We start from the raw sequence: 16,801 nt of genomic DNA on the forward strand, positions 1-16,801 counted from the left end.
CCAGGTCGCAGGCGCAGAGCTCGCCGTCGCGGAGCGCGTGGACGACCGCGAGCCGCTTCTCGTTCGCGAGCGCCTTGAACACAGCCTCCTCGTTCGCGACCGCCTCCGGGTCGGGTCGGCGATCGTCGATGGCCGACCCCTCACAGCAGGCCCTCTCGCTTCCCTCCTCGAGCCGCCCGAGCGTCGCGGTCGTCGATCCGGTTCCGTCGTCGATTCGGTCGCCGGTTCCGTCGTCGATTCGGTCGCCGGTTCCGTCGTCGATTCGGTCGCCGGTTCCGTCGTCGATTCGGTCGCCGGTTCCGTCGCGTTCGTCGTTGGACTGATTGGACATATTCGATGAGTTCTTTCTTTTCGTTCGGTCGTTCACGCTTCCCCCTCGTCCGTATCCGGGTCTATCTCCTCGATACGAACGTCACAGCAGTCACTGTCCTTCTCACCGCCGCCGAACAGTCGGTCAAGCATCGACATACATATTGAGAAAACTCGATTCGACTTTAGTGTTGTGGTCGTTCCGGTTCGAGAGGGTCCACGCTACCCGTCCCGTTCGCGACCGTTCGAAACCGATGATCCCGTTGAGATCCTGTCTTTCAGATGAGGTCTCGTGTGAAACGGGTGCTCGATGAACGGTGCGTATTGTATGCCGAGGATTCCACCAGATCAGAGAGATGTTTCGATAGTCACGCGGGATACATCGCGCGAATGTAGCATTGAAGTGACCGAAGAATTGGGTACACCGATCAGTCAGCACGAGTACGAGCTGAACACAATTAAAATAATCTTCACAAGTGTTGGTTGACAACGCCGCGGCCATACTGTTTTATCGCTCTCAATAGAAGCCGTCCAGACACGCGTCGGAGTATCGATCTGTCCGGCGGTGTACTGCCAGCCAGGGACGTTTCCCAGCCAGTACGCCGCTGAAAACGTTCTCGCTCTCGGATTGCGGCTGCTTGAACGCTCTCGACATCCATGGATTCGATCGACTGGTCCTCCATCAGGATGTCACCTTCTACGACAACCGTCTCAACATCTCCCGCAGTTACGGTATTCATCAGTACTGAAGGAAGGTTGCTGTACGGCTGATGGCGCGGCGTATTGACGTCGATGACGACGAGGTCGGCGCGTTTTCCCGGTTCGAGACTCCCGATCTTCCCGTCGAGACCAAGTGCGCGTGCGGCATCGATGGTGAGCATTTTGAGGAGATCGTACGAGGACCATTGCTGAGCTCCGTATTCGAAGTTCGCCAATAACCGGGCGTGTTTGGATTCCTGAATGAGGTCCCAGGAATCGAACCAGAACGGATCATCTAGGCCGATGACGACGTTCGCGCCGAACTCTTGGAGTGCGGGGAGCGGGAACCAAGTTTGTGTTCCGGCTTGGAAGTAACTGTACACAGTCGGGCAGTGAAGCACGTGTGCGCCGGCATCGGCGATCCGCTTCGCGTCGTCTCGGCCCGCGTGTAGTAGATGGGTGAGTAACGTTCGCTCATCAAGGAGGTCGTACCGGTCGAGTAAGTCGAGTGGATCATCGGTGCCGCTTCCCGCAGCCATCGTGTTGGCCACGGCGGAATCGTACAGATGTGTATGAAGTCGCAAGTCGGGATAGTCCGCCCGTAGTTCGGCCACACCCTCCCAGAGCGTCCGTGAACAACCGGCTTCGCCGCCCGGTGCGATACTCGCTGTGACTCGTCCCTCGAAAGTATCGTGATAGGTTTCGATGAACCGTCGGGCGTCTGCGAGCTGTTCGGCTGCGGACGCGGGGGTGAGGAAGTCCGCGAGTTCCGGTCCGATCACGCCGCGTAATCCAGTCTCACCGATCGCTTCCGCCCCGAGTTCCGGCGTGAAATCCATCGCGTTGACGGTTGTGACGCCGTGTGTGAGTTGGCGCAGGCAGGCGAGCCGCCACGCGGCGTCGAAAAAATCGTCCCCCAGAGTCGATTCGGCCGTGTGGTACAACGCGAAGGCTTCCTTGAGCAATTCGTCACCGGCGAGTTCACTGAACAGTCCTTGAACAAGGGTGAAATCGGTGTGACGGTGGGCGTCGATGAGACCAGGGATCACGACCTTGCCGCTCGCATCGATCACGTGTTCCGCGGTCGATCGGCGATCTGCGGGCTCAGTTGGTTCGACCGACGAGATGGTTCCGTCGCTCACTCGAACAGAGCCATTCTTCAGCAACCGGTTTTCATGATCCACCGTAACCACGATCCCGTCGTGAATCAGGAGATCAGTCATGATCGACACACGGGAGCTGAACCGCGAAAGTCGTTCGGGAACGGTGACCGCTCGGCAGGGCAAGCTCCCGGCTGTCCGGTCGTGGTGCGGTCGTCAGCATCCTTTCAGATCGTCCGTGGCGACCACGTGTTCAATCGGTAGATCATCCGCAGCACAGCCAGTACGATTCCAGTACCGACCAGGACACCGAGATATGACGGTGGGTTCGTCACGGAGACGAGAATACCGATGGCGAACACGGCGAGACCGACACGGAGAACGGTGTTCCCCGCAATGTCCTGTACTACGTCGTCCGGGATCGCCGCAGTCTCGTCGTAGCCAGCGAGGAGAAACGTCCACCCGCGGAACTTGATTAGTGCGCCCGCGATCGTCAGGAGGAAACCGAGTGTAAGCCATGCTAACGGGCTGGATGACGGCTCCATCACGGGCAATCACCTCGCCCGGGGGTAATCTCGAAGGTAGTGATCATGCCGAACAATCCGGTTTCGATCTCCTCGACTGAGAGATCTGCCTCGTCGACGATTTCGTTCGGTTCTTGGGTCCAGCGACACCCACTCTTCGCATAGTGAGCATCGGCGCGCCACTCTTGGAACCGAGCAATCGGTCCTACATTACTCCGGCCGTGTTCGATGAGACGAATCGTTCCGTCCGGCTCACAAACCCGGTCCATTTCTTGGAGTACAGCGACGGGATCTGGGAACGTACACGTCGATAGCGCTGATATCACCGCATCGAAGCTGTCATCCGGGAACGCGAGATTCTGGGCATCCATCTCCAAGAGTGTCCCCTCTCTCCCTAGATCAGTGAGTTGCGTCTCAGCGTTCGCCAGCATCTCCGGACTGATGTCTATCCCGACGAGTTCGACCGTCTCGGGTAGATATCGGAAGTTCGTTCCGGTGCCGCAAGCGATGTCTAACACTTTGCCTTCTACGTCGCCGAATTGGTGGCTACGACGGTGCCCGATGATGAGCCGATCGAGCCATTCGAGCCGACGCATCCCGTCCGCAAACTCGTCGTATGAGTCTTTGATTTCCGAGACCGACATTGGTCGGTTCGACGACGAGCCCGTATCATTCCGATCGTGATTGTGGGTTGTGTTCATTCGTTTTGAGTTCTCAATTGGGATTACTATTTTCGGCCGTCAGTTCACAGAACCGTCTGAGGAACGTCTTGCGGTCAGTCCGTCCGGCTTCGGCCGTCACTAACGCCTCTTCGAGTCCGTCGCGGTTCTGGTGACAACACTCACGATCACAGGGCTTACAGAGGTACTCGAACTCCTTGCCCTTACGGCTCCAGCGGTCGCCGTGTTTATCATACTCTCGAGCGTCCTCGCGGTTGAGTGTCTCACCGCAGGCGATACAGGTCACTTCCTGGTTGGAGTCGTCGCCCCACGACCTCAAAGTGGACATCGTCACCGATCCACCTCCCCCATGATGGTGTCGAGACTTCCGAGGGTTGCGACGAGATCAGCGATATACTCTCCCTCTGCCATCGCCGGAAGTGCCGACAGGTTCGAGAACGATGGCCCCCGGATCTTGAACCGTGCGGGGGTCTCAGTGCCGTCTGCGCGGATGTAAATTCCGAGTTCACCCTTGGCACCCTCGACGGCCCTGTAGCACTCGCCGGACGGTTTCAACGTCCGCGGCACGTTGGACTGACAGGTTCGATCTGCTTCCGGCCAGTCGGTAAGGAGATCGACGCATTGTTCGACGATGGCTGCCGACTCTTCCATCTCTCGTAGCCGGACAAGCACGCGGGCAAAGTTATCACAGCCGTCCTCGGTGACGACGTCCCACCTGAGACGATCATAGTAGCCGTACGGGTCGTCTCGCCGGAGGTCGTAGTCGATACCGGAGCCGCGAGCGACCGGTCCAGTGACTCCGTATTGCTTTGCCACCTCCGCCGGAAGTTCGCCGGTGTCAACACAACGCAGTTGGAAGACCTCGTTGCTCGTCAACAGGTCATGGTACTCTTCGAGCTTCTGTGGCAGATCGTTGGTGAAAGCGCGTACGTTCTCGAAGAACTCATCGCGCGGCTCCGGAACGTCCCAGGCAACGCCGCCGACCCGGAAGTAGTTGAACATCATCCTCTGGCCAGTCAAATCCTCTAAGAGATCTTGGACGCGGTCCCGGTCTCGAAAACCATACATAAAGGTGGCATTGAACTCGCCGCTGACGTCCAGTGCGTACATCGCAGTGAACAGCAAATGCGAGAGGATGCGCGACAGTTCGGCGCTCATCGTCCGGACGACCTGCGCGTACTCCGGAACTTCAATATCGGCCAGGTCTTCGATGACGCGGGCGTACGCCCACTCGTTGAGTAATCCCGCCCCGCCCCAATCCCATCGGTCGGGGTATGGCATGATCTGATGACGATAGGTTCCCTGCTGACACATCTGTTCCTCACACCGGTGGATGTACCCGATATCCGGCTCCACGTCGATTACTTGTTCACCATCCAAGACTGCCTCCAGATGGAGCACGCCGTGGGTCGAGGGGTGATGTGGTCCAATGTTGAGAAACATCGTATCACCCTGCCGACTGTCCTCTTTGATGGGATTGGCATGCTCGGACAGCGGCACGATCTGGGACTGGTTCCGATCGTAGTTCTTCGAAAGCGGGTGGCCCTGCCAGGTCTCCGGCAGGAGAATCCGTCGTAGGTTCGGGTGCCCTTCGTACTTGATACCGACGAGGTCGTAGGCCTCCCGTTCGTGCCACTCAGCTGTCGGATAAACCGGCGCGGCCGATTCGGATACCGGGTCATCCTTTGTTGTCGGGACGACGAGGGACAGCTCGCACGTCCGGTCGTCGTAGCTGGTGAGGTGATACACCGTCTCGAAGCGGTCTTCGTACTCTTGGGCAGTCACACACGAACAGTGGTCGAACCCCACTTCCGAGCGAAGTACTGAAAGAGCTCTACGGATCCGGTCGGCACGGATCACGACCGCGGGGGCGTTCTCGTGTACTTCACGGCTGACGACGGCGTCGTCGGGGAGGGCCGTGACCGCCTCATCCACGAGTTGATCAGCGGTCGAGCGTTGTTTCCGTTGCATCGTCTAGCGGGTGTCAGTTCGCGTCGCAGTCTGGTAGGAACGCTGCCTCACCAGTGGTGGTGTATAAATACGAAATCCGTGATAATTTAGTCAAACACACTCCATTTCGGTACATGCGCTATCTCACAGTATTAGTCAAACCAAGTGGAGGTGGTACGTTTCATCCGCTTGGAGAGAAGCTGACGGATGACCCTTCTATTAATCGGCGAGCCATTCACTACGTTGAGCTTCTCGCTGATGACACCGTACTGTTGTTTGCTGAGGCAAGTGGTAGTCAGGAACGGTACAGACAGATTATGGAGGAGTCATCTCATGTGATCAGTTATCTGACTGCCGGAGCGGACCGTTGGATGGCTGTGAGTCAATTCGACCCGACAGAACCGGTACAACGGGCACTGGAACTACAGCGAGAATCGTTTTTGGTGGTTGATACACCTATCCGCTTTACCGCTGATGATTCGCTCAAGATAACGTATCTGGGGACTGATGAGATCTTCAGAAAACTGTACGAGTACGTCGAAAGTGTAGAATATATGGCGATTGATGTTCTTGAAACGGGTGATTACGAAGCCAACGGATCATCCTTTAGCAGGATGATTACGTCTCGGCAAGAAGAAATTCTGGAGACAGCGGTTGATTTAGGGTATTATAATGAACCTCGGCAAGCATCACTTGAGGACATCAGCGAGGTCGTTGGAATCACTCCTGGAACAGTCGGTGAACATCTCCGAAAAGTCGAAGAACGTGTATTTAACGAAATCATTCAGTAACGTAATTTCAAACATCGTTCAATTCTGGCGTAATGCTACGCAGTGCGAGTTAGGGCGTCTATGAGGACAATAGGTCGATCCGTCCCCGACCCTGCCGATCAGTCTCTGTATTCAAAAATGACCCCATGGGTGCGGCAATTATCGTATTCGGTTACGTAACGTATCCTCGCTCACACGAGAGTACAATTCGATGATCGTGGTATATATTCAGAACACGGTTGGCGTTTCAAGCCCCCACTAATGTCAGTCACAACAACACCCCCGAGTACTGAGGTATCGCTACCAGCCGATCACGATTTGGAATCGACTTATCGCAGCGTTAACGACGTTCAGCTACATGTGGTGGCGGTCGGCGACCCCGATGCTCCACTCGTCGTCCTTCTACACGGACACCCCGATTTCTGGTACGGCTGGCGTGACCAGATTATTCCGCTGGTCGAAGCAGGTTTTCGTGTCGTCATTCCTGATCAGCGGGGCTGTAATCTAAGCGAAGCTCCCGATGGGATCGATGCCTACCGACTCTCGAATCTCGCATCTGATGTCTGTGAACTGATCTACAGCGAAGGTAGGGAGTCAGCCCACGTAGTCGGACACGATTTTGGTGGCTTTGTCGCTTGGAATGTCGCCCTCCGGCACCCCTCGATGGTCAATCACCTCGGGATCTTGAATGTTCCCCATCCGACAGTGTATCAAGAGACCCTCCGGTCGAGCCCCCAACAGATCCTTCGGAGCTGGTATGTGTGGTTCTATCAGGTTCCGAAACTCCCCGAATGGCTTCTGGGCCGAAATGACATGGCCAACATGGTTGATTCCCTCAAAATCACGTCAAATGAGGGCACATTCGATACTGAAACGATTGAGCACTATAAGGCAACTTGGCAAAACACTGGTATCAAGCCACGGATCAACTGGTACCGGGGATTCCGTCGGTCAGACAGCCCTCCGCGCGACACAATTACCCACCCAACGCTGATCTGCTGGGGGGAGGATGACATCGCTCTCCGCCCTATAATGGCCGAAAAGAGCCTCAATTACTGCGAGAATGGGCAACTTCGGATATTCCCCGATGCGTCACACTGGGTCCACCACGAGCGGGAAGAAGTGTCTGAAGAGTTAGTCCAGCATCTCGAATCGAGATGAACACACAACCGTGCCCTCCACTCAGTCACGCCGGATGCTACTACTGTCCGCCGGAATCGTGCTCTCGATTCTGCTTTCTGGGTGGTCGTCTGTCTCGGAGTTCACCCGGGAATCGACCCCTGTCTCCATTGCGGAGGTGTGGATAAGAACCTCGGCGATAACTACGTTGTATTCGATGTCGTAATAGATCGCCGGTCTCCATCGATACGTGCGTGGCCTGTATCGATCACGAATGGATCGATATCTGTCTGTTGATGGAAATTCTATGGAGCCAGACCGATCTCAAGGACATCGACTATCCTCGATGAACTCCTCCAGTCGCTTCCTCCCCCTCGTCGACGACTACTCCTCGTCGGGCTCCGCCGCGAGCGCGTCGTCGCGCAGTTCCCGACAGCGCTCGCCCTCGACGGTGAGTTCCGGAACGGGCGTCGGCGACCCGTCCGCGTCGACGGCGACGAAGACGAAGTACGAGTCCGTCGTCAGCTCCCGCTCGCCGGTCCGGGGCGACTCGCGGAACGCCCGGAGCCGGACGCGCACGCTCGTCCGGCCGGCGGCGTAGACGTACGACTCGATCACGCAGGTGTCCCCCTGCGGGATCGGCCGCTTGAAGTCGAGCTCGTTGATCTTCGCGGTGACGCACGTCTCGCCGGCGTGGCGCATCGCCGACATCGCGCCCACCTCGTCCATCCACTTGACGACGTTGCCCCCGTGGGCCGACGCGTAGTTGTTGGTGTGGGTCGGCTGGACGCGCTGACGGTTCTCGATGTAGGTGTCGCTGACGCTCGGCATACCGCGAGGAGGGTCGGCGGATGGAAAGCGTCGTCGGCGGGCCGGACGCGTCAGTCGTCGGCGGGCGCGGCCGGTTCCGTCGCGTCCGCTGCGCCCGTCGTGTCCGCCGCGTCCGCGCTCCCGGCCAGCGCCTCCGCGACCTTCTCGATCGGGTGCGGCGGGGCGCTCGCGCCCTCGCGGTCGCCGAGTTGCGAGCGACAGGACGCCCCCGGCGCCGTCACCGTCTCGCCCGGGCTCTCCTCGACCTGGTCGAAGAGGATCCGACCGATCGCCCGCGAGAGGTCGTAGTGTTCCGACTCGTAGCCGAACGACCCCGCCATGCCGCAACACGAGGAGTCGAGGGGATCCACCTCGTAGCCGGCGCGCCGCAACACGCCCACCGCGTGGTGGTCCTTGTCCGTCGCCTTCTGGTTACAGTGGCCGTGATAGGTGAGGGACTCCTCGGGCGCGTCGAACGCCAGTCGCTCGTCGATCCGGCCGGCGTCGAGGTACTCTAGGACGCCGTAGGCCGCCGCCGAGGCCGCCCGAACCTCCTCGCCGTCGAGGAGGTCCATGTACTCGTCCTGGAACATCACCGCGTCGGAGGGCTCGACGAAGAGGACGGACCGGCCCTCCCGGACGCGCGGCGCGAGCGCCTCGACGTTCGCCTCGGCGCGCTCGCGGGCGACGTCGAGGAAGCCCGTCGAGAAGGCCGCCCGACCCGAGGGCGCGAGGTCGTCCGGCACCTCCACGCGGACCCCGGCGGCCTCCAACACCGCGACGGCGGCCTTCCCCGCGGCCGGGTAGCTGTAGTTCGTGTAGGTGTCCGGAAAGAGCACGACGGTGTCCTCGGCGTCCGCGGGGGAGACCGTCGACCCGCCCCGCGCCACGAACCACTCCTCGAAGCTCGTCGACCGGAACGTCGGCAGCTCGCGCTCGGGCGCGATACCGGCGACCGCGTCCATGACTCGTCGAGCGCCGGGGAGCTTCGCCGCCGCGTTCGACACCGGCGCGAGCTTGCTCCCGAGCGCCGAGAAGCGGTCGATGTCCCGGAAGATCCGCTCGCGGAGCCCCGACCCCTCCTCCTCGTGGTGTTCGTGTTTCACCTCCGCTTTGAGCTTCGCGAGGTCGACGCCGGTCGGACAGTCGCTCTTACACCCCTTGCACCCGACACAGAGGTCGAGCACCTCCTCCTGGAAGCGGTCGGAGTGGATCTCCCCCTCGTCGAGGTCGCCGCTGATGGCGGCTCGGAGCATGTTGGCGCGTCCCCGCGTCGTCTGGATCTCCTCGCCGGAGGCCCGGTAGGTCGGACACATCACGCCCGAGTCGGTCTCCCGACAGGTGCCACAGCCGTTACACAGCTCGACGAGGTGTGAGAAGCCGCCCTCGTCGTCGAAGTCGAGCGCCGTCCGCGGCTCGATCGACTGATACGTCGCCCCGTACCGGAGGTGCTCGCGCATGTCGGTGTCGGCGGCCGTCTCGGGATAGCCCCGGTCGCTCGCGGTGTCGCCGTCGACGTAGACGACCTTACCGGGGTTCAGCCGCCACTCGGGGTCGAACGTCGACTTGAGTTCCTGGAACGCGCTCCAGAGCGTCTCGCCGTACATCTTCGGGTTGAACTCGGTGCGCGCGAGGCCGTCGCCGTGCTCGCCCGAGAACGCGCCGTGGTGCTCCAACACGAGGTCGGTGACGTCCTCCGAGATGGAATGCATCCGCTCTATTCCCTCCTCCTCCTTCAGGGAGAGGATGGGCCGGATGTGGAGGGTGCCGCTCCCGGCGTGGGCGAAGTACGCCGCCGACGTGTCATGGGCGTCGAGCACCGCCTCGAACTCCCCGACGTACTCGGCCAGCTCCTCGGGCGGCACCGACGCGTCCTCGATGAACGGGTACGGCTTCGGGTCGCCCTCCATGCCCATCAACAGCGGAATGGCCGCCTTCCGGAGGCTCCAGAGGTCCGCCTGCTCCTCCTCCGTGTACGCCTCCAGGACGTCGAAGGCGTCGCCCGCCTCGACGAAGTGGTCGTTCGCGTCGGCGACCGCCGCCTCGAAGTCGTCGACCAGCTCGTCGTCCCACTCCAGCATCAGCGCCGCCGCGGCGCGGTCGGGGATCGGCTCGGCGTACTCCGCGAACTGCGGAGAGCCCGCCGCGAGCCCGAACACCTCGTCGTCCATCAGTTCGACCGCGCTCACCGGGAACTCCAGGGCCTCGGGGACCGCCCGCATCGCCGCCGGGAGCGAGTCGAAACAGTACAGCGCCAGCGCGGTCTCCTCGGGGCGGGTGACGAGCGACACCTCCGCCTCGACGACGACGCCGAGCGTTCCCTCCGCGCCGACGAACAGCTTCGAGAGGTTGATGACCTCCTCGCCGTCGTCGTTCTCGTAGACGACCTTGTGGAGGTTGTACCCCGAGACCGACCGCTTGAGTGTCGGGTACCGCTCCTCGATCTCCGCCTCGTTCTCCTCGACGAGCTCGCGGACCGTCTCGTACAGCGCCGCCTCCCGCTCGCCGCCCTCCTCGCCCGCGACGATCGCCTCATACTCGGGCGAGTCGAGGACGACCTCGCGGGTCTCGATGAGCGTCCCGTCCGCGAGCACGACCGTCAACTCCTCGGTGTAGGCGTCGGTGATCCCGTACCGGACCGAGTGCGCGCCGGTGGAGTTGTTGCCGATCCCGCCGCCGACCGTCGCCCGCGCCGAGGAGGCCGGGTCGGGCGCGAACTTCAGCCCGTCCTCGGCGAGGCGGTCGTCGAGGTCGTCCTGGACGACCCCCGGCTCGACCACCGCCCGGCGTTCCTCCGGGCGGACGTCCAGTATCCCGTCCATGTGCCGCGAGAAGTCCAACACGACACAGCCCGGTCCGACGGTCTGGCCCGCGAGCGAGGAGCCCGCCCCGCGCGGGAGGACGGGCACGCCGTGGTCGGCGGCGACCCGCATCGTCTCCCGGACGTCCGCGACCGACCGCGGCGACACGACCCCTGCGGGCCGCGCCGAATAGATGCTGCCGTCCGTCGCGTACAACACCTGCGCGTACTCGTCGAACTCGACCTCGCCCTCGACGCGCTCGCGGAGGGCCGACGCGAGCGCCCGGTAGGCGGGCACGTCCGGCCTGTCGTGGCCGAGCGCGGCCGCAGACGTGTCGAGCTCGGACGCCTCGATCCCGGACACGCCGACTCCTGACGCGTCGAGCCCGGAGGGATCGGACTCCGACGCCCCGCTCCCCGTCGTGGGGTCTGTTGCCATACCGTAACAGGGCGTCGACCGCCGAATAAATCCATCGTTAACGATGATGACGTACGTTCGTCGTCAGTCGCGGTCGACCGGGATCCCGGAGTAGCCGCAGCCGTCACACGAGAGCGTCTCGCGCGCGCCGAACGCGTACGTCGACAGCGGGGCACCACAGCGCGGGCAGGGGTCGCCGCCGTCCGGGGGCGGGGCGTACTCCACGTCCGCGACGACGACCCGGACGGCGATCTCGTCCGCGGCCGAGTCATCGACCGCGCCGCCCCAGATCACGTTCGCGTCCGCCCCGACTCGCTCGCGGACCGCCGCGATCGCGTCGGTCGCGGCGGCGATGCTGGTCTCCGGGTCGACGACCACGTCGACGAGGACGGCGCTCGCGCCCGCGGGATCGACGCCCTCCGGTAGCCGTGCGAACGCCGCGTCGACCGCGGTCGCGGGCGCGGGATCGAGCGCGGCCGCGGACGAGGACGGGTCCGCGAGCGCGACCTCGGGAGCGTCGCGGTCGGCGGTCGGGCCGCTCCCCGTTTCGGCGGCTCCGGTCCCCAGCGCGGCGACGCCGGTCGAGAGGGCGGTCCGGGCGTCGGCCAGGTCCAGGTTGACGAAGCCGGGCCGTTGAACCGCTTCGAGGAACGTCCGGATCGCCTCCTCCGCCCCGCCGTCGCCGGCGAGAAGCGTCGCGTCGACCCGCCGACGCACCGCCGCCAGCGACTCGGCGTCGACGCCCGCCGGAACGACCGCGACCGTGAACGCGTCGACTGCGTCGAGCGTGTCGAGGGCGTCCGGAGTCCGATCCGAGTCGAGAGTCGGGTCCACGACGACCAGGACGGCGGCGACGTCGTCGGGGTCGCCGCCGCCCCCGGCGACGAGTTCCGCGGTCGTCGCGACGCGAGCGCCGGGGAACGCCCCGTCCGAGGGGGTGGCATCGCCGTCGATCCCGCAGACGACCACGGAGCCGTCGAGCGCATCGGCCCGCCGCCTGAGGTCCTCGCTCGAGACCATCTACCGCGTCGGTTCCGCCCCCGACGACAAACCTCTTGGCACTGGGGACGTCACCGACCCGCTCGTCGTCCGCGTTTCAGCACCCTGAAACGACATGTCAGGAAAAGAGAATCGTTATATCGGATCGCCGGACACCGGTCGATCAGACGAGCGCAGAGACGTGACGAGTCCCACCCTGCGGATCGGCGGCGGCTCCGAGGACCCCGACGCCTCGGTTCCGGCACCGGTCTCGCCCGACGACCCCGAAGCCTGGTACGCCCCGGACGTCCGCGCGCAGTACGAGTCCGCGCCCGGCGTCGTCGCGACGATCCGCGAACGCGACGGCGGCCGGTTCGGCTATGACGTCCGCGAACCGCCCCTCTCGACGGCCGACGAGCGCGCGCTCGAACGGGTCAGAGAGCACTTCTCGGCGGTTCGTGGCCGCCGCCCGCTCACCCGCGCCGGCGCGGTCGAGCGCGCGGAGGCGGGGTTCGAGCCGAAGTACGAGCGGGTGCTCGACCGCCTGCTCTCGACGACCGCGGCCGCCCGCCGCCGGATCGGTCACCACGCGCTGTGTGAACTCCGCCTGTTCGGCGACCTCACGCCCGTCGCGCTCGACGGCCGGATCGAGGTCGCGGACGTCGGCGACGACCGCGAGCTCGTCGTCCACACCGACGCGTTCGCGCCGCTCGAGACGGGCGTGGACGCCGACGCCGAGTACGTCGAGCGCGTCGCCGGCGAGCGGCTCGCGCGGTACGCGGTCGAGTTCGCCGGGTTCGCCGTCGACGTGGTGATCTACCGGGAGCGGCTGCTCGGCTCGGACGCCTTCGAGACGAAGTACGCCGCGCTCGAGCCCGACCTCCTCCCCGGCGACGAGGCGCTGATCCGCGACTGCGAGCGCCGGATCTGGGAGACGCCCGTCGACCGACTGATCGACGACCGGACCGCGTTCGTCGCCGAGCACGCCCGTCGATACCTCTCGCGGCGGCTCGCCGGCGGCTCCTCTCCACGGGGGTGGGTCGCGACCGTCCGCGAGCGCGTGCGGAACGCGCTCGTCGATCGGGACCTCCTCGCTCCGAGCGTCGATCCGACGTACGCCGACGACCGTCTCGAGGACCTCGTGTACTACGTGCTCAGGGACTTCGTCGGCGAGGGCGTCCTCACCGTTCCGATCCGCGACCCGCACCTGGAGGACGTCGAGGCCAACCGCGTCGGCGAGCGCGTGAAGGTCGTTCCCCGCCCCGCGGTGTTGTCGAGCGCCGCCGCCGGGGCTACCGACGATCCGGCGGCCGACGCCGTCGAGGGGGACTCGCCGAGCGGCCGGGCCGGCATCGACCCGCTCGCGGGCGGCGGCCGGATCCCGACGAACCTCGCCTTTACCGACGAGTCGCGGTTCGTCGACGTCGTGACGCGGCTCTCGGCCCGCGACGGCGTGGAGCTGAACGCCTCGACCCCGTCCGCGAAGGTCAACCTCGACGTCGACGGCGTCTCGGAGACGGTCCGGTGTGCGGTCGCGCTGCCGGTCATCTCCGCGGACGGCCCGCACGTCTCGATCCGGAAACAGGCGCCCGACCCGCTCACCCCGGTCGATCTGATCGCCCGGAACGCGCTCTCGACGGAGCTCGTCACCCTGTTGTGGCTGTTGTACGAACACCGCGGCGTCGTCCTCTTCGCGGGGCCGACGGGGGCGGGCAAGACGACGTTGATGAACGCCCACATGCCCTTCATCCCCTTCGACGACCGACCGATCTCCATCGACGAGGGGTCCCGCGAGGTGCGGCTCCCCCACGAGACCGGCGTGGCGCTGACGACCCGCGACCACGAGAACGACTACAAGGCGGTGAGCATGGCGACGCTGATGACGGAGGCCAACTACCTGAACCCCGACGTCGAGGTGATAGCCGAGATCAACACGCCCGCCAGCTTCGAGACGTTCGCCGAGACGGTGAACACGGGCCACGGCGTCGTCGGCACCACCCACGCGGCGGACGTGGAGACGCTCGTCAACCGCGCCATCGAGCGCGGGCTCCCGCCGTACCTGCTCCGGGAGATCGACCTCGTGGTCTTCCCGCGGCAGGTCGGCGGGGATCGGTACGTCGCGCAGGCGGTCGAGCCGCTCTCGCCCGCCGAGTACGACGCGCTCGACCCGGCCGCGACGGAGAGCCGGACGGGCGACCCGAAACACGGCGGGGCCGGCGTCGTCGAGCGCGACGACACGACCGTCCACTACAACACGGTCGCGTGGCGTGACCCCGCGGGGGGCTTCCGGATGGACGGTGCGCCGACGGCGGACGCCGCGACGTCGTACGCCGACGGCCGCCGGCGGCTCCACGCCCTCGCGCGGCTCGCCGAGCGGACCGACCGCGACCTCGAGGCGGTCGAGTCCGAGTTCGCCGCCAAACACCGCTACGTGGAGTACCTCGTCCGCGACGGCCTCGACGACTTCGACGAGCTGTTCGAGTTCCTCGCCGACCTCCGGGCGGACGAGGCCGCGACCGTCGAGCGCGCCGCGCGCTCGCTGCGGCGCGAAACGGACGGCGACGGACGTTCCGGAGACGAGCGTACCGGAGACGAACGATCCGGAAACGGACCGTCCGGGGGCGTGCCGTGAGCGGCGGCACGGGGGCGCCCGCCCGCGGCGAACGCGGGGCCGAATCCGCCCTCGGCGAACGCGGGGCCGAACCCGCCCCCGGCGACGCCCGATCCGCCGGCGTCGACCGGCTCGTTCACGCGCTGTTCGCCCGCCACGCCGACGACCGCCGCCACGACGTCGACAGGCAGCGCTACCGCGGGGCGGACCCGTCGACGGGCTTCGAGACGTACCTCGCGCGGACGTACGCGCTCTCCTGGCTCGCGTGTCTCGCGGCGGCCCTTCCGGCGTTCCTCGTCGCGAGCGCGGTCGCCCCCGGAACCTCGACCGCGCTCGCGGACGGCCTCGACGCGCGCCTGCCGTTCGCCGTTCCCGCGGTTCCGCCGACCGCGGTCGCGGCCTGTCTGTCGGCGATCGTGGCGGTCCTCGTCAAGCGAGCGACGGTCCGTGCCGGCGGGCTCTACCTCCGGTGGCTGGTCTCGGCGCGCCGGACGCGGATCGAGCGGACGCTCCCCGGCGCGGTCAGGTACCTCGACGCGCTCTCCTCGGGCAGCGACGACGCCCGGACGCTGGTGGCGAAGGTCGCCCGGAACGACGCCTACGGCGGCGCGGCCGTCTCCTTCCGGAAGGCGCTCAACGCGGCGCGGCTCACGGGGAGCCTCGACGCCGGACTCCGCCGCGTCGCTCGCGACACGCCCTCGCGGGACCTCCTCGCCCCGTTCCTGCTCAAGTTCCGTCAGCACGTCGCGGCCGGCGACGAGGCGCTCGCGGAGTTCCTCCGGACCGAGAGCCGCCTCCTGGCGCATCGACAGGAACACGCCCGGACGCGGGCCCGCCGGTACCTGAAACCGATCGCGGAGCTGTTCGTGCTCGTGCTCGTGTTGCCCGCGCTGATCGTCGTCGCCGTCACGGTGACGAGCGTGTTCGCGCCCGGGTCCTCCCGGCTCGTCGACACGCCGGTCGGGACCGTCTCGCCGCGCGGGGTCGCCGTCTACGCCTCCGTCGGGTTCCTGCTCGCGGTCGGGCTCGTCGGGATCGCCGCCACCGGCGCGCTCCGTCCCGTCGACTCCCGCACGAGCTATCGGCGTCCGGACGGGTTCCGCGACGTGCTCGCGTCCGCGCCGTCGAACCCGGCCAGCGCGTCGATCGTCGCGGCCGTTCCCGCGGCGGCCGTGGCCGCGTGGCTCGCGTACGCCGGGTATCCGCTCGTGAACGTCTCGCTTCTGGCGTACGTGGCGTTCGCGCTCCCCGTCGGCCTGGTCGCCGCGCGGCGCGGGCGGATCGACGACGCGAAGGACCGCCGGGTCGCCGACTTCGTCCACGCGGTCTCCGCGCACGCCTCCGTCGGCCGCCCGTTCCCCGAGGCGGTCGCGACGGCCGCGAGCGAGACCGACCTCGGCGTGTTGCGCGACGACGTCGCGGACCTCGCGTTCAACCTCTCGTTGACGACCACCGGAAGCGGCGGGGCCGCCGACGCCGTCGACGTCGACGCCTCCGCGATCGACGCTTCCGCGGTCGCCGCCCCCGCCGCCGGCAGCGACGTGCGCGCCGCGGCGCTCGATCGGTTCGTCCAGCGCGTCGGAACGCCGCTGGCCGCCCGGACGGTCGGGCTGGTCGCCGGGGCGTTGAACGCCGGGAGCACGGTCGACGAGGTGTTCGAGACCCTTCAGGTCGAGGTCGACCGGCTGACCCACGAGAAGCGCGCGCTCCGCGGGGCGATGCGCCGGTACGTCGTGGTCGGCTGGGTCGCGGCGCTGTCGGTCGCCGCCGCGGTCGCCGCGATCAACGCGGGAGTGATGGAGACGGACCGCCTGCTCGCGCTCGCGGCCGCGCTCGACGCGCCCTTCGATCCCGAACTCGTCCATCCCGAACTGGAGCGGTTCCGCCTCTACGTGGTCGCACAGGCGACGATGCTCGCGTCGGGATGGTTCGCGGGGGCCGCCGCGCGCGGCAGGTACGGGGCGCTCCTCCACTCCGGCGTGCTCGTGGCGGCCTGTTACGTCGGCTTCGTCGCGATCGGACAGGTCTGAACG

General features: G+C 65.3%; 12 protein-coding genes and 1 pseudogene. 4 read left to right on the forward strand and 9 right to left on the reverse strand.

All coding sequences use genetic code 11. The features are described 5' to 3' along the window. The 6 genes and pseudogenes from F3H10_RS13570 to F3H10_RS13595 all read right to left on the reverse strand — a co-directional run. Nucleotides 1-331: pseudogene (locus F3H10_RS13570) on the reverse strand (winged helix-turn-helix transcriptional regulator); the annotation flags it as partial. Between the two features lie 448 nt (nucleotides 332-779). Further along, nucleotides 780-2,231, reverse strand: a complete 1,452-nt coding sequence (locus F3H10_RS13575; protein WP_149785297.1) for an amidohydrolase family protein — start codon at nucleotides 2,229-2,231, stop codon at nucleotides 780-782. A gap of 104 nt (nucleotides 2,232-2,335) precedes the next feature. Beyond that, on the reverse strand, nucleotides 2,336-2,653 hold the full coding sequence (locus F3H10_RS13580) for a hypothetical protein (protein ID WP_223174322.1): 318 nt from the start codon (nucleotides 2,651-2,653) through the stop codon (nucleotides 2,336-2,338). After that, nucleotides 2,653-3,276: a class I SAM-dependent methyltransferase gene (locus tag F3H10_RS13585; RefSeq protein ID WP_149785299.1), complete on the reverse strand. Its 624-nt coding sequence runs from the start codon at nucleotides 3,274-3,276 to the stop codon at nucleotides 2,653-2,655. The genes F3H10_RS13580 and F3H10_RS13585 overlap by 1 nt, the downstream gene beginning before the upstream one ends. A 70-nt stretch (nucleotides 3,277-3,346) precedes the next feature. Further along, a complete protein-coding gene (locus tag F3H10_RS13590) occupies nucleotides 3,347-3,640 on the reverse strand; it encodes a DUF7562 family protein (protein WP_149785300.1) in 294 nt (97 codons plus the stop codon). A gap of 2 nt (nucleotides 3,641-3,642) precedes the next feature. Continuing rightward, nucleotides 3,643-5,283 (reverse strand): NADH-quinone oxidoreductase subunit D, encoded by a 1,641-nt coding sequence (locus F3H10_RS13595; RefSeq protein WP_149785301.1) that lies wholly within the window; start codon nucleotides 5,281-5,283, stop codon nucleotides 3,643-3,645. Nucleotides 5,284-5,396: 113 nt separating this feature from the next. On the opposite strand from F3H10_RS13595, the gene F3H10_RS13600 reads away from it, so the two are divergent. Together F3H10_RS13600 and F3H10_RS13605 are read left to right on the forward strand one after the other, a co-directional pair. Further along, on the forward strand, nucleotides 5,397-6,053 hold the full coding sequence (locus F3H10_RS13600) for a helix-turn-helix domain-containing protein (protein ID WP_149785302.1): 657 nt from the start codon (nucleotides 5,397-5,399) through the stop codon (nucleotides 6,051-6,053). Nucleotides 6,054-6,293: 240 nt separating this feature from the next. Beyond that, the gene (locus F3H10_RS13605) at nucleotides 6,294-7,193 is read left to right on the forward strand and encodes an alpha/beta fold hydrolase (protein WP_149785303.1); all 900 of its coding nucleotides are present in this window, start codon (nucleotides 6,294-6,296) and stop codon (nucleotides 7,191-7,193) included. A 342-nt stretch (nucleotides 7,194-7,535) separates the two neighbouring features. On the opposite strand, the gene F3H10_RS13610 is transcribed toward F3H10_RS13605, so the two are convergent. The 3 genes from F3H10_RS13610 to F3H10_RS13620 form a co-directional block, all read right to left on the reverse strand. Next, on the reverse strand, nucleotides 7,536-7,982 hold the full coding sequence (locus F3H10_RS13610) for an acyl-CoA thioesterase (protein WP_149785304.1): 447 nt from the start codon (nucleotides 7,980-7,982) through the stop codon (nucleotides 7,536-7,538). A 50-nt stretch (nucleotides 7,983-8,032) separates the two neighbouring features. Then, a complete protein-coding gene (locus tag F3H10_RS13615) occupies nucleotides 8,033-11,200 on the reverse strand; it encodes an FAD-binding and (Fe-S)-binding domain-containing protein (protein WP_149785305.1) in 3,168 nt (1,055 codons plus the stop codon). 63 nt (nucleotides 11,201-11,263) lie between these two features. Next, the gene (locus F3H10_RS13620; protein ID WP_149785306.1) at nucleotides 11,264-12,199 is read right to left on the reverse strand and encodes a zinc finger domain-containing protein; all 936 of its coding nucleotides are present in this window, start codon (nucleotides 12,197-12,199) and stop codon (nucleotides 11,264-11,266) included. A 94-nt stretch (nucleotides 12,200-12,293) separates the two neighbouring features. On the opposite strand from F3H10_RS13620, the gene F3H10_RS13625 reads away from it, so the two are divergent. Then, nucleotides 12,294-14,789, forward strand: coding sequence for a type II/IV secretion system ATPase subunit (locus F3H10_RS13625; protein ID WP_149785307.1), 2,496 nt, complete (start codon nucleotides 12,294-12,296; stop codon nucleotides 14,787-14,789). Beyond that, the gene (locus F3H10_RS13630) at nucleotides 14,786-16,798 is read left to right on the forward strand and encodes a type II secretion system F family protein (protein ID WP_149785308.1); all 2,013 of its coding nucleotides are present in this window, start codon (nucleotides 14,786-14,788) and stop codon (nucleotides 16,796-16,798) included. Before F3H10_RS13625 ends, F3H10_RS13630 begins: the two co-directional genes overlap by 4 nt. Nucleotides 16,799-16,801 lie beyond the last annotated feature (3 nt).

The sequence above is a fragment of the Halorubrum aquaticum genome, assembly GCF_900113615.1.
Taxonomy (GTDB): Archaea; Halobacteriota; Halobacteria; order Halobacteriales; family Haloferacaceae; genus Halorubrum; species Halorubrum aquaticum.